Annotated in this window: 20 protein-coding genes; 7 read left to right on the top strand and 13 right to left on the bottom strand. The window is 69.4% G+C overall.

The window, feature by feature from the left end; translation table 11 throughout:
* Positions 1-31: 31 nt before the first annotated feature.
* The 5 genes from VV01_RS18675 (at position 32) to VV01_RS18695 (ending at position 4,677) form a co-directional block, all read left to right on the top strand.
* The gene (locus tag VV01_RS18675) at positions 32-625 is read left to right on the top strand and encodes a type 1 glutamine amidotransferase domain-containing protein (RefSeq protein ID WP_050671210.1); all 594 of its coding nucleotides are present in this window, start codon (positions 32-34) and stop codon (positions 623-625) included.
* 80 nt (positions 626-705) lie between these two features.
* Positions 706-1,806 (top strand): glutathione-independent formaldehyde dehydrogenase, encoded by a 1,101-nt coding sequence (locus VV01_RS18680; RefSeq protein ID WP_331456478.1) that lies wholly within the window; start codon positions 706-708, stop codon positions 1,804-1,806.
* 43 nt (positions 1,807-1,849) lie between these two features.
* Entirely contained in the window at positions 1,850-2,461 is a 612-nt protein-coding gene (locus tag VV01_RS18685) for a flavodoxin family protein (protein WP_050671212.1), read from the top strand.
* Between the two features lie 45 nt (positions 2,462-2,506).
* Positions 2,507-3,883, top strand: a complete 1,377-nt coding sequence (locus tag VV01_RS18690; RefSeq protein ID WP_050671213.1) for an NAD-dependent succinate-semialdehyde dehydrogenase — start codon at positions 2,507-2,509, stop codon at positions 3,881-3,883.
* 125 nt (positions 3,884-4,008) lie between these two features.
* On the top strand, positions 4,009-4,677 hold the full coding sequence (locus VV01_RS18695; protein WP_050671214.1) for a DUF6766 family protein: 669 nt from the start codon (positions 4,009-4,011) through the stop codon (positions 4,675-4,677).
* A 41-nt stretch (positions 4,678-4,718) separates the two neighbouring features.
* Here VV01_RS18695 and VV01_RS18700 read toward each other — a convergent pair whose 3' ends face one another.
* The 6 genes from VV01_RS18700 to VV01_RS18725 all read right to left on the bottom strand — a co-directional run bounded on the left by VV01_RS18700 (position 4,719) and on the right by VV01_RS18725 (position 11,977).
* The gene (locus VV01_RS18700) at positions 4,719-5,012 is read right to left on the bottom strand and encodes a DUF6328 family protein (protein WP_050671215.1); all 294 of its coding nucleotides are present in this window, start codon (positions 5,010-5,012) and stop codon (positions 4,719-4,721) included.
* A gap of 96 nt (positions 5,013-5,108) precedes the next feature.
* Entirely contained in the window at positions 5,109-6,923 is a 1,815-nt protein-coding gene (gene dnaB / locus VV01_RS18705) for a replicative DNA helicase (RefSeq protein ID WP_082221095.1), read from the bottom strand.
* Between the two features lie 289 nt (positions 6,924-7,212).
* Complete coding sequence (locus tag VV01_RS18710) at positions 7,213-8,286, bottom strand: DUF2330 domain-containing protein (RefSeq protein WP_071606441.1); 1,074 nt, start codon at positions 8,284-8,286, stop codon at positions 7,213-7,215.
* A gap of 138 nt (positions 8,287-8,424) precedes the next feature.
* Complete coding sequence (locus tag VV01_RS24700; protein WP_050671217.1) at positions 8,425-9,639, bottom strand: peptidoglycan-binding protein; 1,215 nt, start codon at positions 9,637-9,639, stop codon at positions 8,425-8,427.
* 58 nt (positions 9,640-9,697) lie between these two features.
* Positions 9,698-10,729 carry a C40 family peptidase gene (locus tag VV01_RS18720; RefSeq protein WP_050671218.1) on the bottom strand — a complete coding sequence of 344 codons (1,032 nt, stop codon included), beginning with the start codon at positions 10,727-10,729 and terminating at the stop codon, positions 9,698-9,700.
* Positions 10,730-11,110: 381 nt separating this feature from the next.
* A complete protein-coding gene (locus VV01_RS18725; RefSeq protein ID WP_050671219.1) occupies positions 11,111-11,977 on the bottom strand; it encodes a C40 family peptidase in 867 nt (288 codons plus the stop codon).
* A 342-nt stretch (positions 11,978-12,319) separates the two neighbouring features.
* Between VV01_RS18725 and VV01_RS18730 the strand changes: the two genes are divergently transcribed.
* Positions 12,320-13,642 (top strand): MATE family efflux transporter, encoded by a 1,323-nt coding sequence (locus tag VV01_RS18730; RefSeq protein ID WP_050672030.1) that lies wholly within the window; start codon positions 12,320-12,322, stop codon positions 13,640-13,642.
* Positions 13,643-13,752: 110 nt separating this feature from the next.
* Entirely contained in the window at positions 13,753-14,586 is an 834-nt protein-coding gene (locus VV01_RS18735; protein WP_050671220.1) for a M15 family metallopeptidase, read from the top strand.
* A gap of 31 nt (positions 14,587-14,617) precedes the next feature.
* On the opposite strand, the gene VV01_RS18740 is transcribed toward VV01_RS18735, so the two are convergent.
* The 7 genes from VV01_RS18740 to VV01_RS18770 form a co-directional block, all read right to left on the bottom strand.
* Complete coding sequence (locus tag VV01_RS18740) at positions 14,618-15,547, bottom strand: hypothetical protein (RefSeq protein WP_157508925.1); 930 nt, start codon at positions 15,545-15,547, stop codon at positions 14,618-14,620.
* A 362-nt stretch (positions 15,548-15,909) separates the two neighbouring features.
* Positions 15,910-16,836, bottom strand: a complete 927-nt coding sequence (locus VV01_RS18745) for a hypothetical protein (RefSeq protein WP_050671222.1) — start codon at positions 16,834-16,836, stop codon at positions 15,910-15,912.
* Entirely contained in the window at positions 16,833-18,095 is a 1,263-nt protein-coding gene (locus tag VV01_RS24015; RefSeq protein WP_157508926.1) for an ATP-grasp domain-containing protein, read from the bottom strand. The genes VV01_RS18745 and VV01_RS24015 overlap by 4 nt, the downstream gene beginning before the upstream one ends.
* Positions 18,074-18,388, bottom strand: a complete 315-nt coding sequence (locus VV01_RS18755) for a branched-chain amino acid transporter permease (RefSeq protein WP_050671224.1) — start codon at positions 18,386-18,388, stop codon at positions 18,074-18,076. Before VV01_RS18755 ends, VV01_RS24015 begins: the two co-directional genes overlap by 22 nt.
* Positions 18,385-19,110, bottom strand: a complete 726-nt coding sequence (locus VV01_RS18760; RefSeq protein WP_071606442.1) for an AzlC family ABC transporter permease — start codon at positions 19,108-19,110, stop codon at positions 18,385-18,387. Before VV01_RS18760 ends, VV01_RS18755 begins: the two co-directional genes overlap by 4 nt.
* Positions 19,097-20,173, bottom strand: coding sequence for a pyridoxal phosphate-dependent aminotransferase (locus VV01_RS18765; RefSeq protein ID WP_050671225.1), 1,077 nt, complete (start codon positions 20,171-20,173; stop codon positions 19,097-19,099). Before VV01_RS18765 ends, VV01_RS18760 begins: the two co-directional genes overlap by 14 nt.
* Positions 20,173-20,862, bottom strand: a complete 690-nt coding sequence (locus VV01_RS18770; RefSeq protein ID WP_197275105.1) for a 2OG-Fe dioxygenase family protein — start codon at positions 20,860-20,862, stop codon at positions 20,173-20,175. Before VV01_RS18770 ends, VV01_RS18765 begins: the two co-directional genes overlap by 1 nt.
* Positions 20,863-20,957: the final 95 nt, after the last annotated feature.

Consider the following 20,957-nt stretch of genomic DNA (forward strand, 5'->3'; position numbering starts at 1 on the left):
CAGTGACCGGACCCCGGGGTAGGCGGGGGTCATGACTGACGACATCCAAGGACAGACGATCGCGTTCCTGACGGCCGGCTCCGGAGTGGAGCAGGTCGAGCTGACCGGGCCCTGGCAGGCCGTGCAGGACGCCGGCGGCACACCACGGCTCATCGCACCGGAGCCGGGCTCGGTGCAGGCGTTCCACCACGACGTGGACAAGGGCGACACCTTCCCCGTGGACGCCACCGTCGACGAGGTGTCGGAGGAGGACTTCGACGGGCTCGTCCTGCCCGGTGGCACCACCAACCCCGACCAGCTGCGGCTCCAGCCCGCAGCCGTCGCGCTCGTGAAGGCCTTCGTCGAGGCCCGCAAACCGGTGGCCGCCATCTGCCACGGCCCCTGGACGCTCGTCGAGGCGGACGTGCTGCGCGGCAAGACACTGACCAGCTGGCCGAGCCTGCGGACCGACATCGTCAACGCGGGCGGTGAGTGGACCGATCAGGAGGTGTTCGTCTGCCCCTGCGAGGGCTGGGTCCTGGTGACCAGTCGCAACCCGGACGACCTTCCGGCGTTCAACGCGCAGATCGTCCGCACCTTCACCGACCCGTCCGCCGTCGCTCAGGCCGAGGGCGCGCACTGCTGAGACCAACCGAGAAGCACTCTTCGCACAGAGAGGAAGCCATGAAAGCTGTTGTATACCAAGGTGATCGGACGTTGAGCGTGATGGACGTCCCGGACGCATCCATCGAGGAGCCGACCGACGCACTGGTCCGCATCACGACCACCAACATCTGTGGCTCGGACCTGCACATGTACGAGGGCCGCGCCGGCGTCGACGAAGGAACGGTGTTCGGGCACGAGAACATGGGCGTCGTCGAGGAGGTCGGGCCAGGTGTCACCCGGGTCAAGAAGGGTGACCGGGTGTCGGTGCCCTTCAACGTCGCGTGTGGTTCGTGCCGGTCGTGCAACGAGGGCTGGACGTCGTTCTGCGAGCGCACCAACCCGCAGGAGGGCATGCAGGGCGCGGCGTACGGGTACGCCAACATGGGCCCGTACCGCGGCGGTCAGGCGGACTACCTGCGGGTGCCGTACGCCGACTTCAACCTGCTGACGCTGCCCCCTGGCGACGAGCACGAGACCGACTTCACGATGCTGTCCGACATCTTCCCGACCGGCTGGCACGGTGTGGCACTGTCCGGCTTCCGGGCCGGTGACCGCGTCGCGATCATGGGCGCGGGGCCGGTGGGTCTGATGGCCGCTCACAGCGCCCGCATCATGGGCGCGCAGGAGGTCTTCGTGGTCGACCAGCACCCTGACCGCCTGCGCCTCGCACGCGAGATCGACTGCACCCCAGTCGATTTCAGCGCTGGTGACCCGGTGCAGCAGATCATGGACGCCACCGGCGGCAAGGGTGTCGATCGCGGCGTCGAGGCGGTCGGCTGGCAGGCGCACGACTCCACCGGTGACGAGCACCCCGAGCTCACCATCGACAACCTGGTGCAGGTCGTGAAGGTGCACGGAGGCATCGGCGTGGTGGGCGTCTTCGTCCCGAAGGACCCCGACTCCCCGGGTGTCGGCGCGAAGGAGGGGCGGATCGGCTGGGACTACGGCACGTTCTTCACCAAGGGCCAGCAGATGGGCACCGGTCAGGCGCCGGTCAAGCGCTACAACCGGATGCAGCGCGACCTGATCCTCGACGGCAGGGCGGCACCGTCGTTCATCGTGTCGCACGAGGTGCCCCTCGCGGAGGCGCCGGACGCCTACGACCACTTCGACCGACGCGACGACGGCTGGACGAAGGTCCTGCTGAAGCCGTCGGCCTGAGCCTCCACAGCTCCCATCCCTCACGAGCAGAACGGAGCCCGACATGTCCGACGTCCTGCGCGCGGTCGCGCTGGTGTGGACCCTGAGTCCCAGTCCGACCGAGTCCAGCAGCGAGAAGCTCGCCCGCCAGGTGCTCGACGCGATGCCGGGCGTCGAGAGCACCCTGGTCCGCGTCGTCGACCACGACGTACGGCCCGGCGTACAGCTCGACATGGGTGACGGCGACGAGTGGCCGCAGATCCGGCGCCAGGTCGCCGAGGCCGACATCCTCGTCGTGGCGACGCCGACCTGGCTCGGCCAGCACAGCAGCGTGTGCCAGCGCGTCCTCGAACGCCTCGACGCCGAGCTGTCCGAGACCGACGACCACGGCCGACCCTCGATGTTCGGCACGGTCGCCGTCGGTGTGGTCGTCGGCAACGAGGACGGCGCCCACCACATCACCGGCGTGCTCTACCAGGCGCTCTCCGACGTCGGGTTCACCATCCCGGCGCAGGGCGTGACCTACTGGAACGGCGAGGCGATGCAGGGCACCGACTACCGCGACCTGGGCGGTACGCCGGAGAAGACCGCCGGGACGACCGCGGTCGCCGCGGCCAACGCCGTCCACCTGGCCCGGCTGCTGAAGGCCGACCCCTACCCGCCGTCGTCCACCTGAGCCTGGGCACGGCCGGGACGACCCACCAACGCGAAGGAGCACGACATGGCCAACTACCGCACGGAGAACCCCGCGACCGGGGAGGTCGAGAAGACGTTCAACGAGCTCGACCGGGACGGCGCCATCGCCGCCGTCGAGCGCGCACACACGGCGTACACCCAGTGGCGTGAGGCGGCTCCCGAGCAGCGCGCGCAGGTGCTGCGCAGGACGGCCGACCTGTACGACGAGCGCGCCGACGAGCTCGCCCGCACCATCGCGGTCGAGATGGGCAAACCGCTCAAGGAGGCGCTCGGCGAGGTTCAGCTCGCCGGCTCGATCTACCGCTGGTACGCCGATCACGGCCCGTACCTGCTGGAGGAGGAGCAGCTCGACGCACAGGGAGCCATCCGCAGCGTCGTACGCAAGGAGCCGGTGGGCGTCCTGCTCGGTGTCATGCCGTGGAACTACCCGTACTACCAGGTGGCCCGGTTCGCAGCACCCAACCTGATGCTCGGCAACACCATCCTGCTCAAGCACGCGGGCATCTGCGCAGCGTCGTCGTCACTGATCGAGCAGGTGCTCGACCAGGCCGGCCTCGTCGACGGCGCCTACATCAACCTGTTCGCCTCGAGCAGCCTGATCCCCGACGTCATCGCCGACCCGCGCGTCCAGGGCGTCTCGCTCACCGGCAGCGAGGCAGCCGGAGCGTCCGTCGCCGAGGCAGCCGGCAAGAATCTCACCAAGTCGGTGCTCGAGCTCGGCGGCTCCGACCCCATGCTTGTGCTCGACGCGGCCGATGTGGGGGCGATGGCCAGGACCGCAGCGCGCGCCCGACTCTCCAACTGCGGCCAGGCGTGCAACTCTCCCAAGCGGATGTTCGTCGCCGACGACATCTACGACGAGTTCGTCGACCGGCTCACCGCCGAGGTCGAGCAGGCCACGGTCGGCGACCCGACCGACGAGACGACCCGGGTCGGTCCGATGTCGTCGACCTCCGCCCGGGACGACCTGCACGAGCAGGTGCAGGACGCCGTCGATCACGGCGCGACCGTGCGTACGGGCGGCTCGCCCCTCGACCGTCCGGGGGCGTTCTACGCACCGACGGTGCTCACCGACCTGACGCCCGACATGCGGGCCTGGTCGGAGGAGCTGTTCGGGCCGGTCGTCATGGTGCACCGCATGACCGACGTCGACGAGGCACTCGAGATCGCCAACGACTCCTCGTTCGGGCTGTCCGGCTCGGTCTGGAGCGATGACCCCGAGAAGGCCGCCGGCGTCGCGGCCCGGCTCGACGTCGGAATGGTGTACGTCAACGAGCACGGGACGACGCTGCCGGGTCTACCGTTCGGAGGAGTGAAGCGCTCGGGTTACGGACGCGAGCTCGCCCGTGACGGGATGGCCGAGTTCGTCAACCGCAAGCTCGTCCGGGTCGCTGCACGCTGAGGGTCGTCCGTCCATCGCCGGCCCCGTCACTGCGGAAGGGGTGCCACGGTGCGCGGTCTCTTCGTCGGCCTGCTCGCGTTCATCGTGCTCTCGCTGGCCCTCGTCGTCGCGGCGGGGTTGAGCGCATGAGGTCGCTGCGGGGCTCCAGCCTGACCCTGGCGTTCCTGGGGTTCTTCCTGCTCGCGCTGGTGGGCCAGGCGCTCGTCGGGCACGCCGCGTACAACCAGAGCGAAGCGCTCCAGGGTGGTGCGCAGGTCTCGCTCGGTGACTACCTGACCGGCCCGGACTTCGCGGTCGATGTCGCCGAGAACTGGCAGAGCGAGTACCTCCAGTTCTTCCTCCTGATCGTCCTCACGGTCTGGCTGGTGCAGAAGGGCTCGCCCGAGTCCAAGGCGCTCGGCACCGAGGGACGCGAGTCGGACGAGGAGCAGATGCTCGGCGCGTACGCCACCGCTGACTCTCCCCGCTGGGCGCGCGTCGGTGGGTGGCGCAGCGCCTGGTACGCCCGGTCGCTCGGCTGGACGATGGGACTGCTGTTCGTCGGGTCATGGTTCGCGCAGTCGGTCGCCGGCTGGGCGGCGTACAACGAGGAACGTCTCAGCGCGGGCTACGCGAAGTGGAGCTGGTGGGAGTACGTCCGCAACCCCGACTTCTGGGACCGCAGCCTGCAGAACTGGCAGTCGGAGTTCCTTGCGGTGGCCTCGATGGCGCTGTTCGCGATCTTCTTGCGCGAGCGTGGCTCACCCGAGAGCAAGAAGGTGGGCGCTGCTCACCACGTGACGGGCGCGGAGTAGCCACCCGACGGCCACCGCGTGCCACGGACCGACGTGGCTCGTCAACTCGCGATGTCCTGACGGCTCGCGCGTGACCGGATCCGCAACGGCAGTACGAGCCATAGGCCCACGAAGCCGAGGAGAGCGAGCGCGGCAGCCCACCATGCCGCTCCCGGCCCCAGCACGACCGCGAAGACCAACGCCGCTACTGCGACCATCGCCAGTGCCAGCACGGCCAGGCCGACCTGGGCGAGAACACCCGATGCCGTGACGAGATCGTCGCGGACCCGACGCCTGAACATGATCCGGTGCATGCTGACCGGCGCCACGATCAGCGCGGTCGCGGTCAGGCTCACCTCAGACAGCGCCGAAACGGCTCCTACTTTGGACAGACGTCGATCTGACCAATCTTCGCTGCATCTCGACAACCGCGCCAGTCGCGGACAGGAGTCCTAGAAGCTCTGAGCCATGTTCGTGAAGCGCGAGTAATGGCCCTGGAACGCAAGAATGATCGTGTCGGTCGGGCCGTTACGGTGCTTGGCCACGATCAGGTCGGCCTCACCCGCACGCTCGGACTCCTTGTTGAACGAGTCCTCGCGGTGCAGCAGGATCACCATGTCCGCATCCTGCTCGATCGAGCCGGATTCGCGAAGGTCGGACATCTGGGGCTTCTTGTCGGTGCGCTGCTCAGGACCACGGTTCAGCTGCGAGATCGCGATCACCGGGACCTCGATCTCCTTGGCCAGCAGCTTCAGGGCACGCGAGAACTCCGAGACCTCCTGCTGTCGCGACTCGACCTTCTTGCCGGACGTCATCAGCTGCAGGTAGTCGATGATCACGAGCTTGAGGTTGTGGGTCTGCTTGAGCCGTCGGCACTTGGCTCGGATCTCCATCAGCGACATGTTGGGCGAGTCGTCGATGTAGAGCGGCGACTCGGACACCTTGCCCATCGTGGCGGCGAGCTTGGTCCAGTCCTCGTCGCGCATCGTGCCCTTGCGCATGTGCTGCAGCTGGATGCCGGCTTCGGCCGACAGGAGACGCATCGTGATCTCGGTCTTGCTCATCTCGAGGCTGAAGATGACCGACGCCTGGTTGTTCTTGATCGACGCTGCCCTTGCGATGTCGAGTCCGAGGGTCGAGTTGTGCGTCGGGATCATGGCGCGCGACGCGAGATAGAGGTGCGACTCGTTGTCGACCTCGACGCAACGCACCGGCACCGACACCACGGGACGGACTGCGGTGACCTTCCACACCTCAGCCGCGAGTGACGAGCCGGCGACCGGCGTACGGTCGACCGTCACCGTGCCGTCGCAGCGAGCGACATCGAGCGAAGTCAGCACCTGCGGCGCACCGCCATCGACCGACACGAACCATTGGTGCTGCTCGTCGGCCACGATGACTGTGCCGTCGGAGAACTCGACCTCGTAACAAGGCCGGTCGGTCATGACGTCCGTCGCCGCGACCACTCGGGTCGGCCGCCCATCGGCGCCGATCAGCTCATCGCCCACCTCGACGTCGCCCATCGTCGTCCAACCGGTCGGCGTCGGCAGCGGGGTGTCGAGCGCGAGCGCCTTTCCGACGGCAGGCCTCGCCGCGACGACGATCATCTGACCGGGGTGCAGGCCGTTGGTCAGGGTGTCGAGGTCGGTGAACCCGGTGGGGACGCCGGTCATCTCACCCGAGCTGGACGACGCCGCCTCGATCTCGTCGGCCGTCGCCTCGATGACCTCACCGAGCCGGACGTAGTCCTCGGACCCACGGCGGTCAGCGACGGAGTAGACCTCGGCCTGCGCCGCGTTGACGATGTCCTCGACGTCACCGCCACCGGGCGTGTAGCCCATCTGCACGATGCGGGTGCCCGCGTCGACCAGGCGGCGCAGCACGGCGCGCTCGGCCACGATCTGCGCGTAGTAGCCGGCGTTGGCCGCCGTCGGCACACCCTGGATCAGCTGGTGGAGGTAGGCCTGCCCACCGGCCCGCGCGAGGTCGCCGCGCTTGGTCAGCTCGTCGGCGACCGTGATCGCGTCGGCGGGCTCGCCCCGACCGTAGAGGTCGATGATCGCGTCCCAGATCGTCTCGTGGGCCGGGCGGTAGAAGTCGGTGCCCTTGACCGCCTCGACGCAGTCGGCGATCGCGTCCTTGGACAGCAGCATGCCGCCGATGACCGACTGCTCGGCGTGGACGTCCTGAGGCGGAACGCGATCATCGCCCGGGCCGCCGCCGTCCTGCGGTGGGCCGTAGCTGCCCTCGAGCTCGGCGATCGACACGCTCTACCTCCCGGTCACATCCGACACACGCATCACATCAGCCAGCACCGACAACCCCCTGCGGGGAGACGCATCCGGCGACGCTACGAGGCCGGGGCGGTCCACGGCAAGACGGCGCCCGTCACCCCTGTGGACAACGTGGGGACAAGATGTGCAGAAGTGCCTCGAACGATGTGACTCCCGTGTGGACAACCCTGTGGACAACGCTCGATGACGATTGCAAATGGCCCGCTGACCTGCGCAAACGCCATCCCCAGGCTGTGCACACCAAGTTGTGGGCAGTGGATCGTCAGCTGTGGGTACGCAGTCGGCCACGCCCGCGGCGTACGGCCCACCCCACGCCGCCCAGCAGCACCAGCAGACCCACCACGGCGATGGCCAGCTCGCTCACCCAGGAGCGGTCGACGTCGACGTACTCGACCTCCTGGTACTCGGTGTCGGCCGCGGCTCGCGAATAGGTGAAGTCGGCGTCGATCTGACCCGGCGCCGCGTGGGTCATCGTCTTGGTCAGGAACACCCGCTGACCGGAGGGGTACGAGCGGGTCGGGTCGAGCAGCGTCGGGTCGACCCAACGCGCGAACGCCACGCCCGGTGCTTCGTCTCGAGGTGCGGTCGGCAGGTCCTGGTCCATCCGGTGCGCCGCCGCGACGTAGACCACGACGCTCTGGAAGTCCTTGGCGTGCTCCGAGAGCCGGATCGGGTAGACCGGCTTGGCCGCCGGGAACGTCATCCGCAGGGGCGACAGCTCACCCTGCAGCTGACCGGCCGTGGGCGTGAGCTTCACGGCGTACAGGCGCCAGCCCTGGTCGAGGTAGGACTGCAGCGACGGCACCAGGTCGGGCCGAGCGGGGTAGCCGTGCGAGGTCAGCCAGCTGTTGACGGCCGACCCGTCGGTGCCGCTCAGCGTCGTGACCTGGAACGGGCCGACCGTGGACGTGCCCTCGACGCTGACCGCGGCGCCGGGAGCACCCCCTGCGTCCGAACCCGCTCCTGCGCCGTCACCGTCGCCGCCGAACGAGAAGTCGGGCCCGTAGTGGTAGCGCTTCTCGACACGAGGCTTGGTCGCCTCCTTGAGCCGGTCGAACAACGCCTTCTCACCGAGCGTGACGCGCGTGTCCTTCGGGGCGGGCATGATCCACGCGGCGTCGCGCGTGCGACCGTTGATCACCATCGACAGGTCGAGGGTCTCGGTGCGGCCGTCCCACTGCACGAGCCCGAGCTCACCGCTCGAGCGTGCACCGGAGTCGGACGGGATCATCGCCCCGCACGCGCACGCGTACGACGACGCCGGGCCCACCGCGATCAGCCCCAGTGCCATCAGCACCACTGCGACCAGCTGGGCCGCCCTCCGTCGTACGCGCATGCCTGTACCTACCTCACCTCGCGGGGTCAACGAGAGATGGACGCACGCAGCGGGTGGATGGTTCTGCCGGAACGAGAACCGGCCGGTGCGAGAGGAAGGGATCTCTCGCACCGGCCGGCCCCAGGGGGCGCCAGAACGTCAGTTGCGGCTGGTCACGTAGGTGCCGCCGGGGTAGGACGACCCGCGCTCGTAGGTGTAGACCGGGCCCAGCGCGCGCAGGCTGCTGCAGCTGATGACGTCGAAGTGCAGGTGCGGGCCGGTGCTCTCACCGGTGTTGCCGGACAGCGCGATGCGCTCGCCACGGCTCACGTGCTCACCGTCGCGGACCGTGAACTCCGACAGGTGCGCGTAGACCTGGCAGCGGCCCGAGGCGTCCTTGATCATGATCTGCTTGCCGGCGCCGTACGACGTCCAGCCGACCCGGTAGACCGTGCCCGAGCGGGCCGCCGTCACCGTCGAGCCGGACGGCATCGCGATGTCGATGGCGCTGCGGTTGTAGACCGTGTGGTGGCTGGTCTGACCGCCAGGGCCCTGGCTGATGCGGTGGGTGACACCGGCCGGGTAGGGCATCCGGTACGCCGCGTTGGGCGAGCCGATCGGTGCGGTGCTGTCGGGCTCGTCGTCCTCACCGGGGATGTTGACGTCGGACCCGGGCGGCGGGATCGCGCCCATGCTGCACGGGTAGCCGCCCAGAGCCTTCCAGGTGGCCGGGCCGACCACACCGTCGACGGCCAGGCCGCGCGAGCGCTGGTAGGCCTTGACCGCCTCGAGCGTCTGCGGGCCGAAGCGCGCGTCGACCGGTGCGACGTCCAGACGGGTCTGCAGCGCCTGGACGACGCCGCCGGCCCAGCCGTAGCGGATCACGTTGAGGGTGTCGCAATGCTCGGGCTGGGTGACCTTGCTGCCGTCCCAGTAGCCACCCAGGGCGTGCCAGGTCGCCGGCCCGACCACACCGTCGGGCGAAAGGCCGCGCGACCGCTGGAACGCCTGGACGGCCGCTCGGGTCTGCGGGCCGAAGTGGCCGTCGACCGATGCTCCGACGCGGCTCTGCACGACGTTGACGGCCGGACCGCGCGAGCCGTAACGGATCACGACCACCGACGAGCTCGGCTGCGCGGGCGCGGCCTTCGGCGCCGCGGTGGGCACGGCACCGGCTGCGGGCAGGCCTCCCAGCTGCGGGGTCGCGGCCGATGCCGGGGCCGCCATCGCGACGGCACCGAGCCCGGCAGGCACCGTGACGGCCACACCGGTCGCGACGGCCGTACCGCCTCTGCTGATCACCACCGGTCGGACCCCGGCCAGACGGCCGGGCTGCTGCTTGAGGTGGCGAGGTGCGGGCTGAGCGGTGCGCATCGTGCTCCCTTCGACGCGCGGGGGCGCGTGGTCGGTCTGTTCGTCGGTCGGTCAGCAGTCAGAGCAGACGGATCGCCTTGACCGGGTCGGTGTACATGCGGTGGATCGAGATCGTCGTACCGGGCTTGGACGCGTCGAGGATCTTGCCGTCGCCGGCGTAGATGCCGACGTGGTGCACCGGGCTGTAGAAGAAGACGAGGTCGCCGACGCGCAGGTCGTCGAGGCCGACGCCGGCGCGGAACCGGGACTGCTCCAGCGACGTACGCGGGATGTAGATGCCGACCTGGCGGTAGACGTACTGGGTGAGGCCCGAGCAGTCGAAGCTGGTCTCGGGTGTCTCGCCGCCCCACGCGTAGGGGTAGCCGATGTAGCGCTGGGCGATCTCGAGGACCTCCTGGCCGGTCGCGCCGTCCGGGCGGGTCGGGGCGTCGAGGTCGCACGGGTAGCCGCCGAGCGAGCGCCAGGTGTTGGGGCCGACGATGCCGTCGACCTGCAGGCCCTTGCGCGACTGGTAGGCCTTCACCGCATCGAGCGTCCACGGCCCGAAGTCGCCGTCGACCTGGATGCCGAGGGCCTTCTGAGCCGCCTCGACGACCTCACCCTGGGAGCCGTAGCGGACGACGTACGACGTACAGCCGGTGGTCGGCTCGTCACCGCCGCCGTCGGTGCCGGGGAAGCCACCGAGCGCTGCCCAGGTGTAGGGGCCGACGACACCGTCGACCTGCAGGCCCTTGCTGCGCTGGAAGCTCTTGACCGCGGTCAGGGTCTGCGGGCCGAAGCTGCCGTCGACGGTGATCGAGAGCTTGCGCTGCACGGTCTTGACCAGGTCACCGCGCGAGCCGTAGCGCAGCACCGTGACCGACGTGGTGGGTGCGGTGCGGACGGCCGCAGGCTTCGGCGCGGCGGTCGGCGCCTGGGTGGGCGCGGTGGGGGCCGCCTGGGCGGGCGCGGCCGCGAGGACGCTGCCCAGGGAGGTCGGGACGGCCACGGCGGTGCCGGTGGCGACGAGGACTCCGCGGCGCATCTGCAGGCCGGGGCGAGGAGAGCGGCGCGGGCGCTGGCGCAGGTGCTGCGGCGCGTGGGTGGTCATCCGGAGCCCTTTCGATGAACGCCGTCGGCACTCGGCGACCCGGTGGGGGCCGGGAGCGCTGCCGACGACGAGGACGGCAGACGCAAATATGCCCGAGGTGGGGCCGATGTGAAAGGTGAGTTCAGTGTGACCAGAAGGGACACGGCGTACCGATGGGGCGGGTGGGGCAAGTTACGTCGTTGTCGTTCCCAACGGTCACGCGCCGTACGCCGACCGGGCGCGCGCCGCAGAGGCGCACGGGTTCATCTCGGCCGCGTTCTCACATGGTGAGACGCGTGCAACCTGGCCCGGTGACCGGCGTCCGCGCGGCGCCCGTACACACGACAACGCACCCCCGGGGAGAACCCGGGGGTGCGCTGTGGAGGGCTTGTCAGGCCACGGTCACGGGCGACCGTAGCTGGAGACCTCGGGCTGGTAGACAGCGCGCTTGTTGACGCGCGTGCCCGGCTTGGGGGCGTCGATCATCTGGCCGTTGCCGACGTAGATGCCGACGTGGTGCGCCGGGTAGCCGTAGAACACCAGGTCGCCGACCTGCGGGCTGGACACGCGACGGACCGCGGCCTGCTGGGCGCGCGCCGTGCGGGGCAGGTCCTTGCCGACCTGACGGAACACATAGCTCGTGAGGCCGGAGCAGTCGAAGCCCTGGCTCGGGGTGGAGCCGCCGTAGACGTACGGGATGCCCAGGTAGCGGTAGGCGATCTGCGCGGCGCGGGCGTTGGTGCTGGAACCCGTGGTGCTGCGGCTGGCCGTGGTCGAGGTGTCGCGGGTCGAGGTGGTCGAGGCCGAGCCACCCGGGTAGCCGCCGAGGGCGCGCCAGGTCTTCGGGCCGACGTAACCGTCACGCGTCAGGCCCTTGCGGCCCTGGAACGACTTGACGGCGGCACGGGTCTTGGGGCCGAAGCTGCCGTCGACGGAGAGGCCGCCGATGCGCTTCTGGACGGTCTTGACCAGCGAGCCGCTGTGACCGTGGTGGAGGACGTAGACGCCGCCCGCGTAGTGGGTGGGCAGTGCGGCAGCGGTGGCGGCGACGCCGGCGACCGACTGAGCAGCCTGCGAGGCCTGAGCGGCCGTGGCCGCCTGAGCGGGCTGTGCGACCGGGGCGGTCGCAGCGTCGGCGGGAGCCGACAGGCCGGCGACCGCGGTGGGGACTGCGAGAGCAACGCCGGTGAGGACCTTGCCGTGACGCCCGGTGATCACAGACGCGGCGAGCGAGGGCTCGGCCTTGCGGTGGCGAGGAGCGTAAGTCATAGGGACCTTCCAAAGTCGTTCATGAACATCAACGCGCGCCCGCCTGGGCGGGCGCGTGGTGTGCCTCCGAGGTCCCCCGACGAGGTGGCACGGCAAATGACTATGGCTGACCCGGAGGCCTTCTCCAACTCGACTCAGAAAAGTGGTCGAGCCGATTTCGCGACCTGCCCAGAACGGCCCGCCCTGCGCCCGGGCGTGTCGGATTTGTCTTTCCCCCGCCATGGCGCGGTATTTACCCTTTCGTGACCTCCGCTGACACGCCGCGATTCCATAGGCGTGCTGTGGGGCCGAAGTGGTCTCGCATCGTGAGACGTTTGCAACCTGGCCTCTACGGTGACCGTCATGTATCGCTCGCCCGCGCGGCAGATCCTGCGCCTGGCGGTCCCGGCCTTCCTCGCGCTCGTCGCCGAGCCGCTCTTCCTGCTGGCCGACTCCGCGATCGTGGGCCATCTCGGCACCGCACAGCTCGCCGGTCTGGGCGTCGCCAGCGCGGCCCTGCTGACCGCCGCCAACGTCTACGTCTTCCTGGCCTACGGCACCACCTCGCTGGTCGCGCGCCGGCTGGGCGCCGGCGACCAGCGCGCCGCCGTCTCCGCCGGGCTCGACGGTGTCTGGCTGTCGGTCGCCCTCGGAGCGGTCACGGCGCTCGCCACCGCGATCTGGGCCCGACCGCTGTGCGCCCTGTTCGGAGCCTCCGCCGACGCGCTCGACCAGGCCGAGACCTACCTGCGGGTGAGCGCCCTGGGCATCCCGGCCATGCTCGTCGTACTGGCCGCGACCGGCGTCCTGCGCGGCTTCCAGGACACCCGTACGCCGTTGGTCGCCGCGGTTCTCGGGTTCGGCGCCAACATCGTGCTCAACCTCGTGCTGGTCTACGGCCTCGACCTCGGCATCGCCGGCTCGGCGTGGGGCACCGTCATCGCCCAGACCGGTATGGCGCTCGGCCTGCTCACCGTCGTCGTACGCCGGGCGCGCGAGCTGCACGCTGCCCTGCGCCCCCACCCGGCCGGTGTGCTGCGGGCCGCGGCCGGCGGCGTACCCCTGCTGATCCGCACGCTCGCACTGCGCGCGGCGCTGCTGCTCACGACCTGGGTCGCGGCCGGCCTCGGTGACGTGCCGCTGGCCGCGCACCAGGTCGCGATGACGGTGTTCGGGTTCCTGACGTTCGCGCTCGACGCGCTCGCCATCGCCGCCCAGGCCATGACCGGGCAGGCGCTCGGTGCGGGCGACGTCTCCGGCACGCGGGCCATGACCCGGCTGATGCTGTGGTGGGGCCTCGGCGCGGGTGTCCTGCTCGCCGTCGTCGTCCTCGCCCTGCACCAGGTGCTGCCGCTGATGTTCACGTCCGACGAGTCCGTACGCCGCGCCCTCGCCTCGGCGCTCATCGTGGTCGCCCTGCTGCAGCCGCTGTCCGGGCTGGTGTTCGTGCTCGACGGCGTCCTCATCGGAGCCGGGGACGGGGTGGCGCTGGCGGTCGCCCAGGTGGCGGTGCTCGCGGCGTACGTGCCCGTGCTGCTCACCGTGCGTGCTCACGTGTCCGGCGGCGCGGGGCACACGCTGACCGTGCTGTGGTGGTCGTTCGGGGCGTTCATGGCTCTGCGGCTCGTGGCCCTCGGCTGGCGAGCGCGGTCGGACGCCTGGCTGGTGACGGGCGCGGTGCGCTGAGCGCCGGCTCGCGCTGCTCGTACTGCGTCTGATGTTCCTGACGCAGCTCGTACACGGTCAGGAACATCGAACGCAGTACGAGCGGGGCAACCCCTGCTAGGAACGACGGTATGACTCGCCGTGCTCTGCCGGCTCTCGTCGCCGGCCTCGCCCTCGCCCTGTCCGCCACGACCAGCGCCACCGCAGCGCCCGCACCGTCGCCCGGCGGCTCGTACGCCGGCTCGTCCGCCGCTCCCCCGACCGCGCCGCCGGAGTTCGTCGCGCTGCGTGATGTCGACCCGACGATCGTCGAGGAGATCCGGTACGCCACACCGCACACCTTCATGGGAGAGCGCGTCGATGCCTACCGCGCCCCCATGTGCCTGCTCACCGCTCCGGCGGCGCAGGCCTTGTCACGAGCGCAGGACGTGCTGCGACCGCAGGGCCTCACGCTCAAGGTGTACGACTGCTACCGCCCGCAGACCGCGGTCGACCACTTCGTGCGCTGGGCGCAGGACGTGCCCGACCAGACGATGAAGTCGGAGTTCTACCCGCACGTCGACAAGTCGCGGTTGTTCGAGGACGGCTACATCGCCGAGAAGTCCGGCCACAGCCGCGGCAGCACCGTCGACCTCACCGTGCAGCCGATCGCCGGCCCGCCCGTACCAGCACCGCACGCCCCGCACCCGGCCGGCTCGTGCATCGGCCCGCAGGAGCAGCGGGTCCCGGACAAGTCGCTCGACATGGGCACGGCGTACGACTGCTTCGACGTGCTCTCGCACACCGCCAACCCGGCTGTCACGGGAGAGCAGCGCCGCAACCGCGAGCTGCTGGTCAACGTGCTGAGCGCCCAGGGGCTGGTCAACTACGAGAACGAGTGGTGGCACTTCACCTACCGGCCCGAGCGGTTCCCGAAGACCTACTTCGACTTCCCCGTCTCGCGCGCCTCGCTCCCGACGGCCTGACCACAGGCGCAGATCCAAGGGCCGTCCAGGTTCACACCACGAGTCGAGAACCCACACCCTCCCCGGAGACACGTGACCGGTCGCTCTGCCGAGCGGCTTCGAGCCTGCCCGGCAAGGCACGCAGCTGGTCGCCCAACGCGAAGAGCGCGTTGGGCACGGCCAACCCCGACGCGGGCTCGGCTCCCAGCGCGATCACGGACACGTCGGCATCGTCCACCAGGTCCCGGGGCCGCTTCCACCCGCAGGCCAGCACGATCCGGTCCAGCCGGACCGAGCTGCTGCCGGCACTCACGCGCACGTCGTCGCCATCCGTGCCGAGATCGGCCAACGGAGCCATCGACAGCAGACCGCTGCGGTAGTGGTCAGCGAGCCGACTCGCGAGATCGATGTGGAGCGCCTGCACGTGACGAGCAATGTGCGGCGCCGCCATGATGAGCCGGCCCACCTCGTGCGCCGTCGATGCGTTCGTCGCGCGGCACAGCGGGACCACGGTCCTCTCCCACGGCTGATCACCCTCGCTCAGCTGCACAGACCGAGCGAGGCCCGGCAGGCCCGTACATTCGTCGTCCTCCGGGAACGCCCGTCCGCGTCGCCGCAGACGGCGCTGGAGGTCGCGAGCTGCGTTCGGTCCACCACCACACAGGATGCTGGAGACCATCTCCATCATGTCCTCCGACAGGTCCGCTCCCAGCGGGAGGCTGCGGCGTACAGCCGGGAGGACCGACGTTCGTGACAGGAGCACGACCCGCGCACCTCCGGTCACCAGGTAGTCCGCTGCCTCCAGCGCAGACAGTCCTGCCCCCACGACGCCGATGACTCCCCGTGGCGGGATGCAGTTCATCGGATACGGCGTGAGGTCGGTGGGGACAAAGGTCGCGATGTCGTACAGCTCGGCAGGAACCCGTGGCTCGCTGAGACCTCGCGCTGTGACCACGGCGTCGTAGCCTCCCCACGTACTCATCGTGCGTGTCGGAGTGACACCGCGAACTGTCAGCCGCTCGTCGTGGGTGCGCGATATCGAGGTCACGTGTGCTGCGACCCGCGGGTGCCTGTCCGGCCACCTGCGCACCGCGCGTCGCACCATCGCACCGATGGTGTGCCGTGCTGGGAAGTCATCGGACGTCCCCGAGCTCTGCGGCTCGAAGAGCTCGGTCAGTGGACGATTACTCTCGCTCGAGGTGTTGCACCTACCTGGCCCGCGGGCGAAGGCCAGGCTCTCGCCCAAGGCGTGCGTCGAATGAACGGTGATGTCACGCAAGCCCATGGTCTGAAGCACGTGGACGGCGCCGACAGCCGCGACACCACCACCGACGACGGCGACCTTCATCGACCGCGCCCGGCCGGTACGAGCGACACCCCCGCGGCCATGACCGCCAGAACGACCGGTCCGAGGACGAGGAGGTCGACTGCGCCGTAGGCGACGTCCGTGAGCAGGACGATGCCCGGGAGGACCGCGATGACCGAAGCCGACGCCATGACCTCTGCCCGTCCGATTCCGTACTGCAGCAGCACAATGGGGACGGTGATGCAGCAGAATCCCAAGGCCAGGAGCTGCCACAGAGCGAGGGAGCCACCCTGGTCGTCGGGGCTCAGAAGGACGGCGATCCCACTGGCCAACCAGCAACCGTGAAATCTCCAGGCGTTGACGACGGTCGTCGGAGTGCCCGACTGCACCAGGCGGCGGGTCGTGGTCAGGACTCCCAATGCGCAGGCTCCGGCGGCGAGCGCCAGCAGTGGCGGGAGCCAGGACTGTCCGGATCCCGTGCTCGCCCGCACCGCGATCACGACCGCCCAGACACACGCGATCCCGTTGAGGGCGGCGGCGATGACACGATGCCGGACGGCGACACCGTCCGTCCGTCGCACGAGCCCGGCTGCCACCACCAGCACCGGGGCGGTCGCTGTCTCGATCACGCTGGCCGCGGACGGCAGCGTCATGGTCGCCGCGACGTAGAAGAGCGCGAAGGCCCCGGCACTGAAGACGTTGAGCCGGATGATGTCAGGCACCGTGACGACCATGAGCGGTGCTCGGCTCGCCACGGCTGCGCTCAGGGCGGCGATCGCCGCCGTGGCGAAGGCCAGGAAGACCACGGTGTCCGACTGTGCGGTCGACACCTCGTGCCCCACGACGGACGTGCCGACGCCTTGGCCGACCACCGCGAGCGCCACCAGCCCGGTCGGACTGACCGGGTTGGGGATGCCACCACGCCGAGTGGTGGCATGACGATCCGGTCGAGTGTCAGTCGTCATACCAGGGTTTCCTCGCGATCGATGTGCACTGCGCGCCCGGCGAGCTCGAGCTCGCGGAGCTCAGTCATGATGCGGTCGGCATCTGCGTCGGAGTCCGCGCCGAAGAAGATCATGCCGAAGCTGCCGGTCGTCACTCTGTTGTCTGTCGTCACGCGGTGACCGGGTTGCGGTAGACCCCGCACATCCGTCACGCCCCGAATCGAGGTCAGAAGCGACGCATCCACAGCGGTCACCGTCCCGGGGTGCTGCGGAGCCAGCATGTACCAGCCAACGAGGCGCCGCCCCGCGAGCTTCTGAGGGCGGTGGTACGCCCAAGGGTCGCGGAGCATGGCAGCGAGCTCGGTGATCTGCGAATGCCCGGCGACACGACGGTAGACCTGGCTCGGGACAGTGGGTCCCATCGCACGACCGTTGAACTCGATCAGTCGGGTCCCCGCTGAGGTCGCGCGCACCTCGGTATGCGACGCGCCCCATCGAAAACCCACGGCATCCAGCACGGGCAGGACGTAGTCCACCGCAGCCACCGACCGCGGGTCGTCGACCGACATGGTCACTGCCGCTCGGATCTCCGGGTGACCGCTCGTCTCGTCAAGCACGTAGCGGAAGACCTCGGTGACCACGTGACCGGCGGGACCGCTGACCGTGTTGACGAAGTGCTGCTCCCCGTCGAGGTACTCCTGCACGGTGAGCGAGTCAGCGACGTGACCCAGCAGGGTGGTCTGCCCGAGGATCGCCGCGGCAGCGGACTTGGCCTCCTCGAGGCTGCGGCACACGCGTGCTCCGTCGGACCCACCGCTGTCGGACGGCTTCACGACCCAGGGTGCGGGCCGGGCTTCCACCGTACGGGCGACCTGACCGACATCACGGCACTCTACGGTCCATGGGGTCAGGATTCCTGCGGAGGAAGCAGCCTCTGCCATGGCCACCTTGTGACGGCGGGCTGCCAAGGTGTTCAGGTCATTGTGGTGGCTACCCCACTGCGCCGCCGCGATGTCGGCGATCGTGACGGCATGCTCACATCCGGGGACGATCGCTGGAAGACGCTCGCCCGGCGACCGACCCGGGCGGTCACAGGCCGCCAGGATCTCCGGCCCCGGTGCGGGGACCGGCCGACCCGGAGTCGATCGGTACACCTCGCGCGGCTGGACCACGGTGACGTCGCTGCCCGTGCGGTGCAGCTCCTCGACCAGATCCCGTCCGCTCGATCGCGGGTCGATCACCACAATGGGCTGGCCGGTCACCACAAGGCCTCCATACATGCGTAGACCAGGACGCCGCCACCGATGGAGATCAGCGGGTTGCGGCGCCACACGTGCAGCACGGCCGTGACGACCGAGGCACCGAGCAGAGCACGGTGGTCGAGCCGCGTGGACGGCTCGACCACCGTGTAGGCGATCAGGATGATCATGATGCCGCCGGGAAGCAGTCGACCGAGCCGTTCGATGCGCTCCTGCCCGCGCATCTGGTCCACCACCAGGAAGGGCAGCAGCCGAAGTGCGTAGGTGAGTCCCCCCGCCACCAGGATCACCGGCAGAGCGTGCGCCAATGTCATGTCGTCCTCTCCCGAGACTCGATCAGCTCGGAGTCGTCCGTCGTCGTGCAGACGTCCGCGACACACAGACCGACATACACGGTGAGCGCGACCAGCAGAAACGCGTCACTCATGATCAGGCCGGCAAGGATCGCAACCGCCGCGTACACGAGCACCCGCGGGAGCCGGCGTCCAAGGAAGAACTCCAGCGCCAGCACAATGAACAGCCCTGTGATCGCGAAGTCGAGCCCTCGGAACGTGCTCGGCAGGGCCTGCCCGACCATGACGCCCAGGAGTGCGCCCGCCACCCAGTAGCCGTGCGAGAACACCTGGATCAGCAGGACCTGCCGCGCCGTGACCGGACGCGCCCCCGTCGAGAGCACCGCATAGGTCTCATCGGTCAGGGCGAAGGCGCCGTACAACCGCTGGGGCCAGGACCGGAGCAGATGCGTGGGATACGACAACGGATAGAAGACATGCCGGAAGTTGATCGCCACGGTCGCCACCGCCACCGCTGACAGCGCGGCGTCCGTCAGGATCAGACTCACCAGGAAGAACTCCAAGGAACCCGCGAACACCAGGAGAGCGGTCACCGGGGCGACTGCCCACGGGAGGTCGGACTGCACGACCAGGGCCCCGAACGCGGCACCCAACGGGACGTACCCCATGGCCACGGGCATGGTGGTGCGCAGGGCGTCAGCGGAGTCGTGCCGAAACCCGGCCCGAGTCTCAGCCGCGGACATCGTCCAGCACCGATGTCAGGGCGCCGAGGCCGGCGCGCAGCACCGGTAGCGGCCGCGCGAAAGTGACCCGCAACGCCCGGCTCGGACCAGCATCCGGGGGCGCGAAGACGGACTCGGGCATGACGAGCACCCTGTGGTCGACCAGCGCGGTCTTGGCGATGACGTCGGCGTCACCCGACGCGAGCTCGATCCAGGCGAACGGAGTGCCCTGGGGCTCCACGAGCGTGAGCTGCTCCGCCCGCGTGGCGACCCAGTCTTCGAGCAGCTCCAGACCAGGGCCGTGCAGCGAGTCGAACCTGGCCAGGTGGCGGGGTGTCTCCAGAACGGCACGTGCTGCGATGCGCTCGCACAGGACGGAGTTGCAGACCGTGGTGAACCGCTTGTAGTTGCGCATCCCGGCGATGACGTCGCGTGGCCCGATCGCCCACCCCGTCCGAAGCCCAGGCATGCCGTGCATCTTGGAGAGGCTGCTGACCACAAGTACGCCAGGACCGAGGTGCACCAAGGACGACCGGTAGTCGTGCATGTACTCCTCGTCGACGACCAGGAGGGCACCGACCTCCTGGCACCGGCGATGAAGCTCAGCCGACCCCTGGGCGGAGATCCTTGTCCCCAGCGGGTTGTGCGGGCTGGTGAGGACGACCATGCGAGTCCTGGCGTTGACCGCGCTCGCCATCGCCGTCCCGGGACACTCGCGCGGCGTCACCCGTACAGCGGTCACATCGCACCCGATCTCGCGGGGGACCGCCCAGGCCTGCTGCCATCCCGGGCTCTGGGTCACCACGTGGTCACCGACGGAGAGGGCGGACCGGTAGAGGAGGTACAACGCCTCCTGGCCACCGGTCGAGACGAGCACGTCGTCGTCCACCGACGGGTCGTACGCCGTGTGCAGGGCGTCGCGTAGCTCGTCGCTGCCATGGTCCAAGGTGTAGTCCAGGTCCCACGCGGGGTCGATCTCGACGTCCCCGACGGTCTGGCGCAGGACGCCGCTCTCGGCGAGGTCGACGTCGTAGCGCCCAGCAGCCTCGCGGAACAGCCACTCCTGAATGGTGTAGGTCTCCATCAGATCAACGTGAACGTCAGGACGAGGACGTCACGATGGGTCTGGCCAGGCACCAGTGCATTCACCGGAGAGACGTAGTGGAAGAGTGCGCGGTCGTCGAAGGCGGCGTACTCGCGTGCTCCCAGCGACTCCTGCGCCACGACGTGCTGACCGGCTGCGTCGGTGGTCAACGTCGTGACGCCCCCCGACACGTTGGTCAAGCCGATCACGCAGGTCGCAACAATGTCGAAGCCGTCCTGATGCACGCCTTCCGGCGCGGGCAGCCCAGTGACTCCGTCGCCGGCGATGACGCGGATCTGATGGGCGCCGATCAGTGCGTCGGACTCGACACCGATCACGTCTTCACGGAGGTGATCGACGACCTCCACGACGTCACGAAGAACATCAGAGCGGATCGGCGCAAACGACCGCTTCTGTCCACCGGCGTATGCGTTGATGTCCGCGGCCTGCTCGAACGTCGCCTCGCTCTCCCACTCGATGCGGCCATTGATCACGCTGCCTTGAGCAAAAGCGCGGTAGCGGTAATCATCACCCGATCGCATGTGCGGGTCTCGAGGTAGATCCGCGTAGCTCGACGCCAGCCGCGACACCAGCGATTCAGGCAGTAGCCCGGTGCGGTGTCGATCCTTGCTCGACACGGTGTCCGACCATGCCGTTGGTGTCGCCGCAAAAATCAGGCTTGTAGACATTGTTCCCCTCCAGAAGCGTTGCTGTGGCGGCCCACCTTCTCCCCAGGCCGTCACAGTGGACGATATTTCGCCACAGGCTTTGGAAAACAAGTCTG

This window comes from Luteipulveratus halotolerans (assembly GCF_001247745.1).
GTDB classification, from domain to species: Bacteria; Actinomycetota; Actinomycetes; order Actinomycetales; family Dermatophilaceae; genus Luteipulveratus; species Luteipulveratus halotolerans.

Bases quoted from the DNA above. Each gene is read 5' to 3' on its own strand.
- VV01_RS18675 (WP_050671210.1), top strand. From the start codon at position 32: ATGACTGACGACATCCAAGGACAGACGATCGCGTTCCTGACGGCCGGC.
- VV01_RS18680 (WP_331456478.1), top strand. From the start codon at position 706: ATGGACGTCCCGGACGCATCCATCGAGGAGCCGACCGACGCACTGGTC.
- VV01_RS18685 (WP_050671212.1), top strand. From the start codon at position 1,850: ATGTCCGACGTCCTGCGCGCGGTCGCGCTGGTGTGGACCCTGAGTCCC.
- VV01_RS18690 (WP_050671213.1), top strand. From the start codon at position 2,507: ATGGCCAACTACCGCACGGAGAACCCCGCGACCGGGGAGGTCGAGAAG.
- VV01_RS18695 (WP_050671214.1), top strand. From the start codon at position 4,009: ATGAGGTCGCTGCGGGGCTCCAGCCTGACCCTGGCGTTCCTGGGGTTC.
- VV01_RS18710 (WP_071606441.1), bottom strand. From the start codon at position 8,286: ATGCGCGTACGACGGAGGGCGGCCCAGCTGGTCGCAGTGGTGCTGATG.
- VV01_RS24700 (WP_050671217.1), bottom strand. From the start codon at position 9,639: ATGCGCACCGCTCAGCCCGCACCTCGCCACCTCAAGCAGCAGCCCGGC.
- VV01_RS18720 (WP_050671218.1), bottom strand. From the start codon at position 10,729: ATGACCACCCACGCGCCGCAGCACCTGCGCCAGCGCCCGCGCCGCTCT.
- VV01_RS18725 (WP_050671219.1), bottom strand. From the start codon at position 11,977: ATGACTTACGCTCCTCGCCACCGCAAGGCCGAGCCCTCGCTCGCCGCG.
- VV01_RS18730 (WP_050672030.1), top strand. From the start codon at position 12,320: ATGTATCGCTCGCCCGCGCGGCAGATCCTGCGCCTGGCGGTCCCGGCC.
- VV01_RS18735 (WP_050671220.1), top strand. From the start codon at position 13,753: ATGACTCGCCGTGCTCTGCCGGCTCTCGTCGCCGGCCTCGCCCTCGCC.
- VV01_RS18740 (WP_157508925.1), bottom strand. From the start codon at position 15,547: ATGAGTACGTGGGGAGGCTACGACGCCGTGGTCACAGCGCGAGGTCTC.
- VV01_RS18745 (WP_050671222.1), bottom strand. From the start codon at position 16,836: ATGACGACTGACACTCGACCGGATCGTCATGCCACCACTCGGCGTGGT.
- VV01_RS24015 (WP_157508926.1), bottom strand. From the start codon at position 18,095: ATGTATGGAGGCCTTGTGGTGACCGGCCAGCCCATTGTGGTGATCGAC.
- VV01_RS18755 (WP_050671224.1), bottom strand. From the start codon at position 18,388: ATGACATTGGCGCACGCTCTGCCGGTGATCCTGGTGGCGGGGGGACTC.
- VV01_RS18760 (WP_071606442.1), bottom strand. From the start codon at position 19,110: ATGTCCGCGGCTGAGACTCGGGCCGGGTTTCGGCACGACTCCGCTGAC.
- VV01_RS18765 (WP_050671225.1), bottom strand. From the start codon at position 20,173: ATGGAGACCTACACCATTCAGGAGTGGCTGTTCCGCGAGGCTGCTGGG.
- VV01_RS18770 (WP_197275105.1), bottom strand. From the start codon at position 20,862: ATGTCTACAAGCCTGATTTTTGCGGCGACACCAACGGCATGGTCGGAC.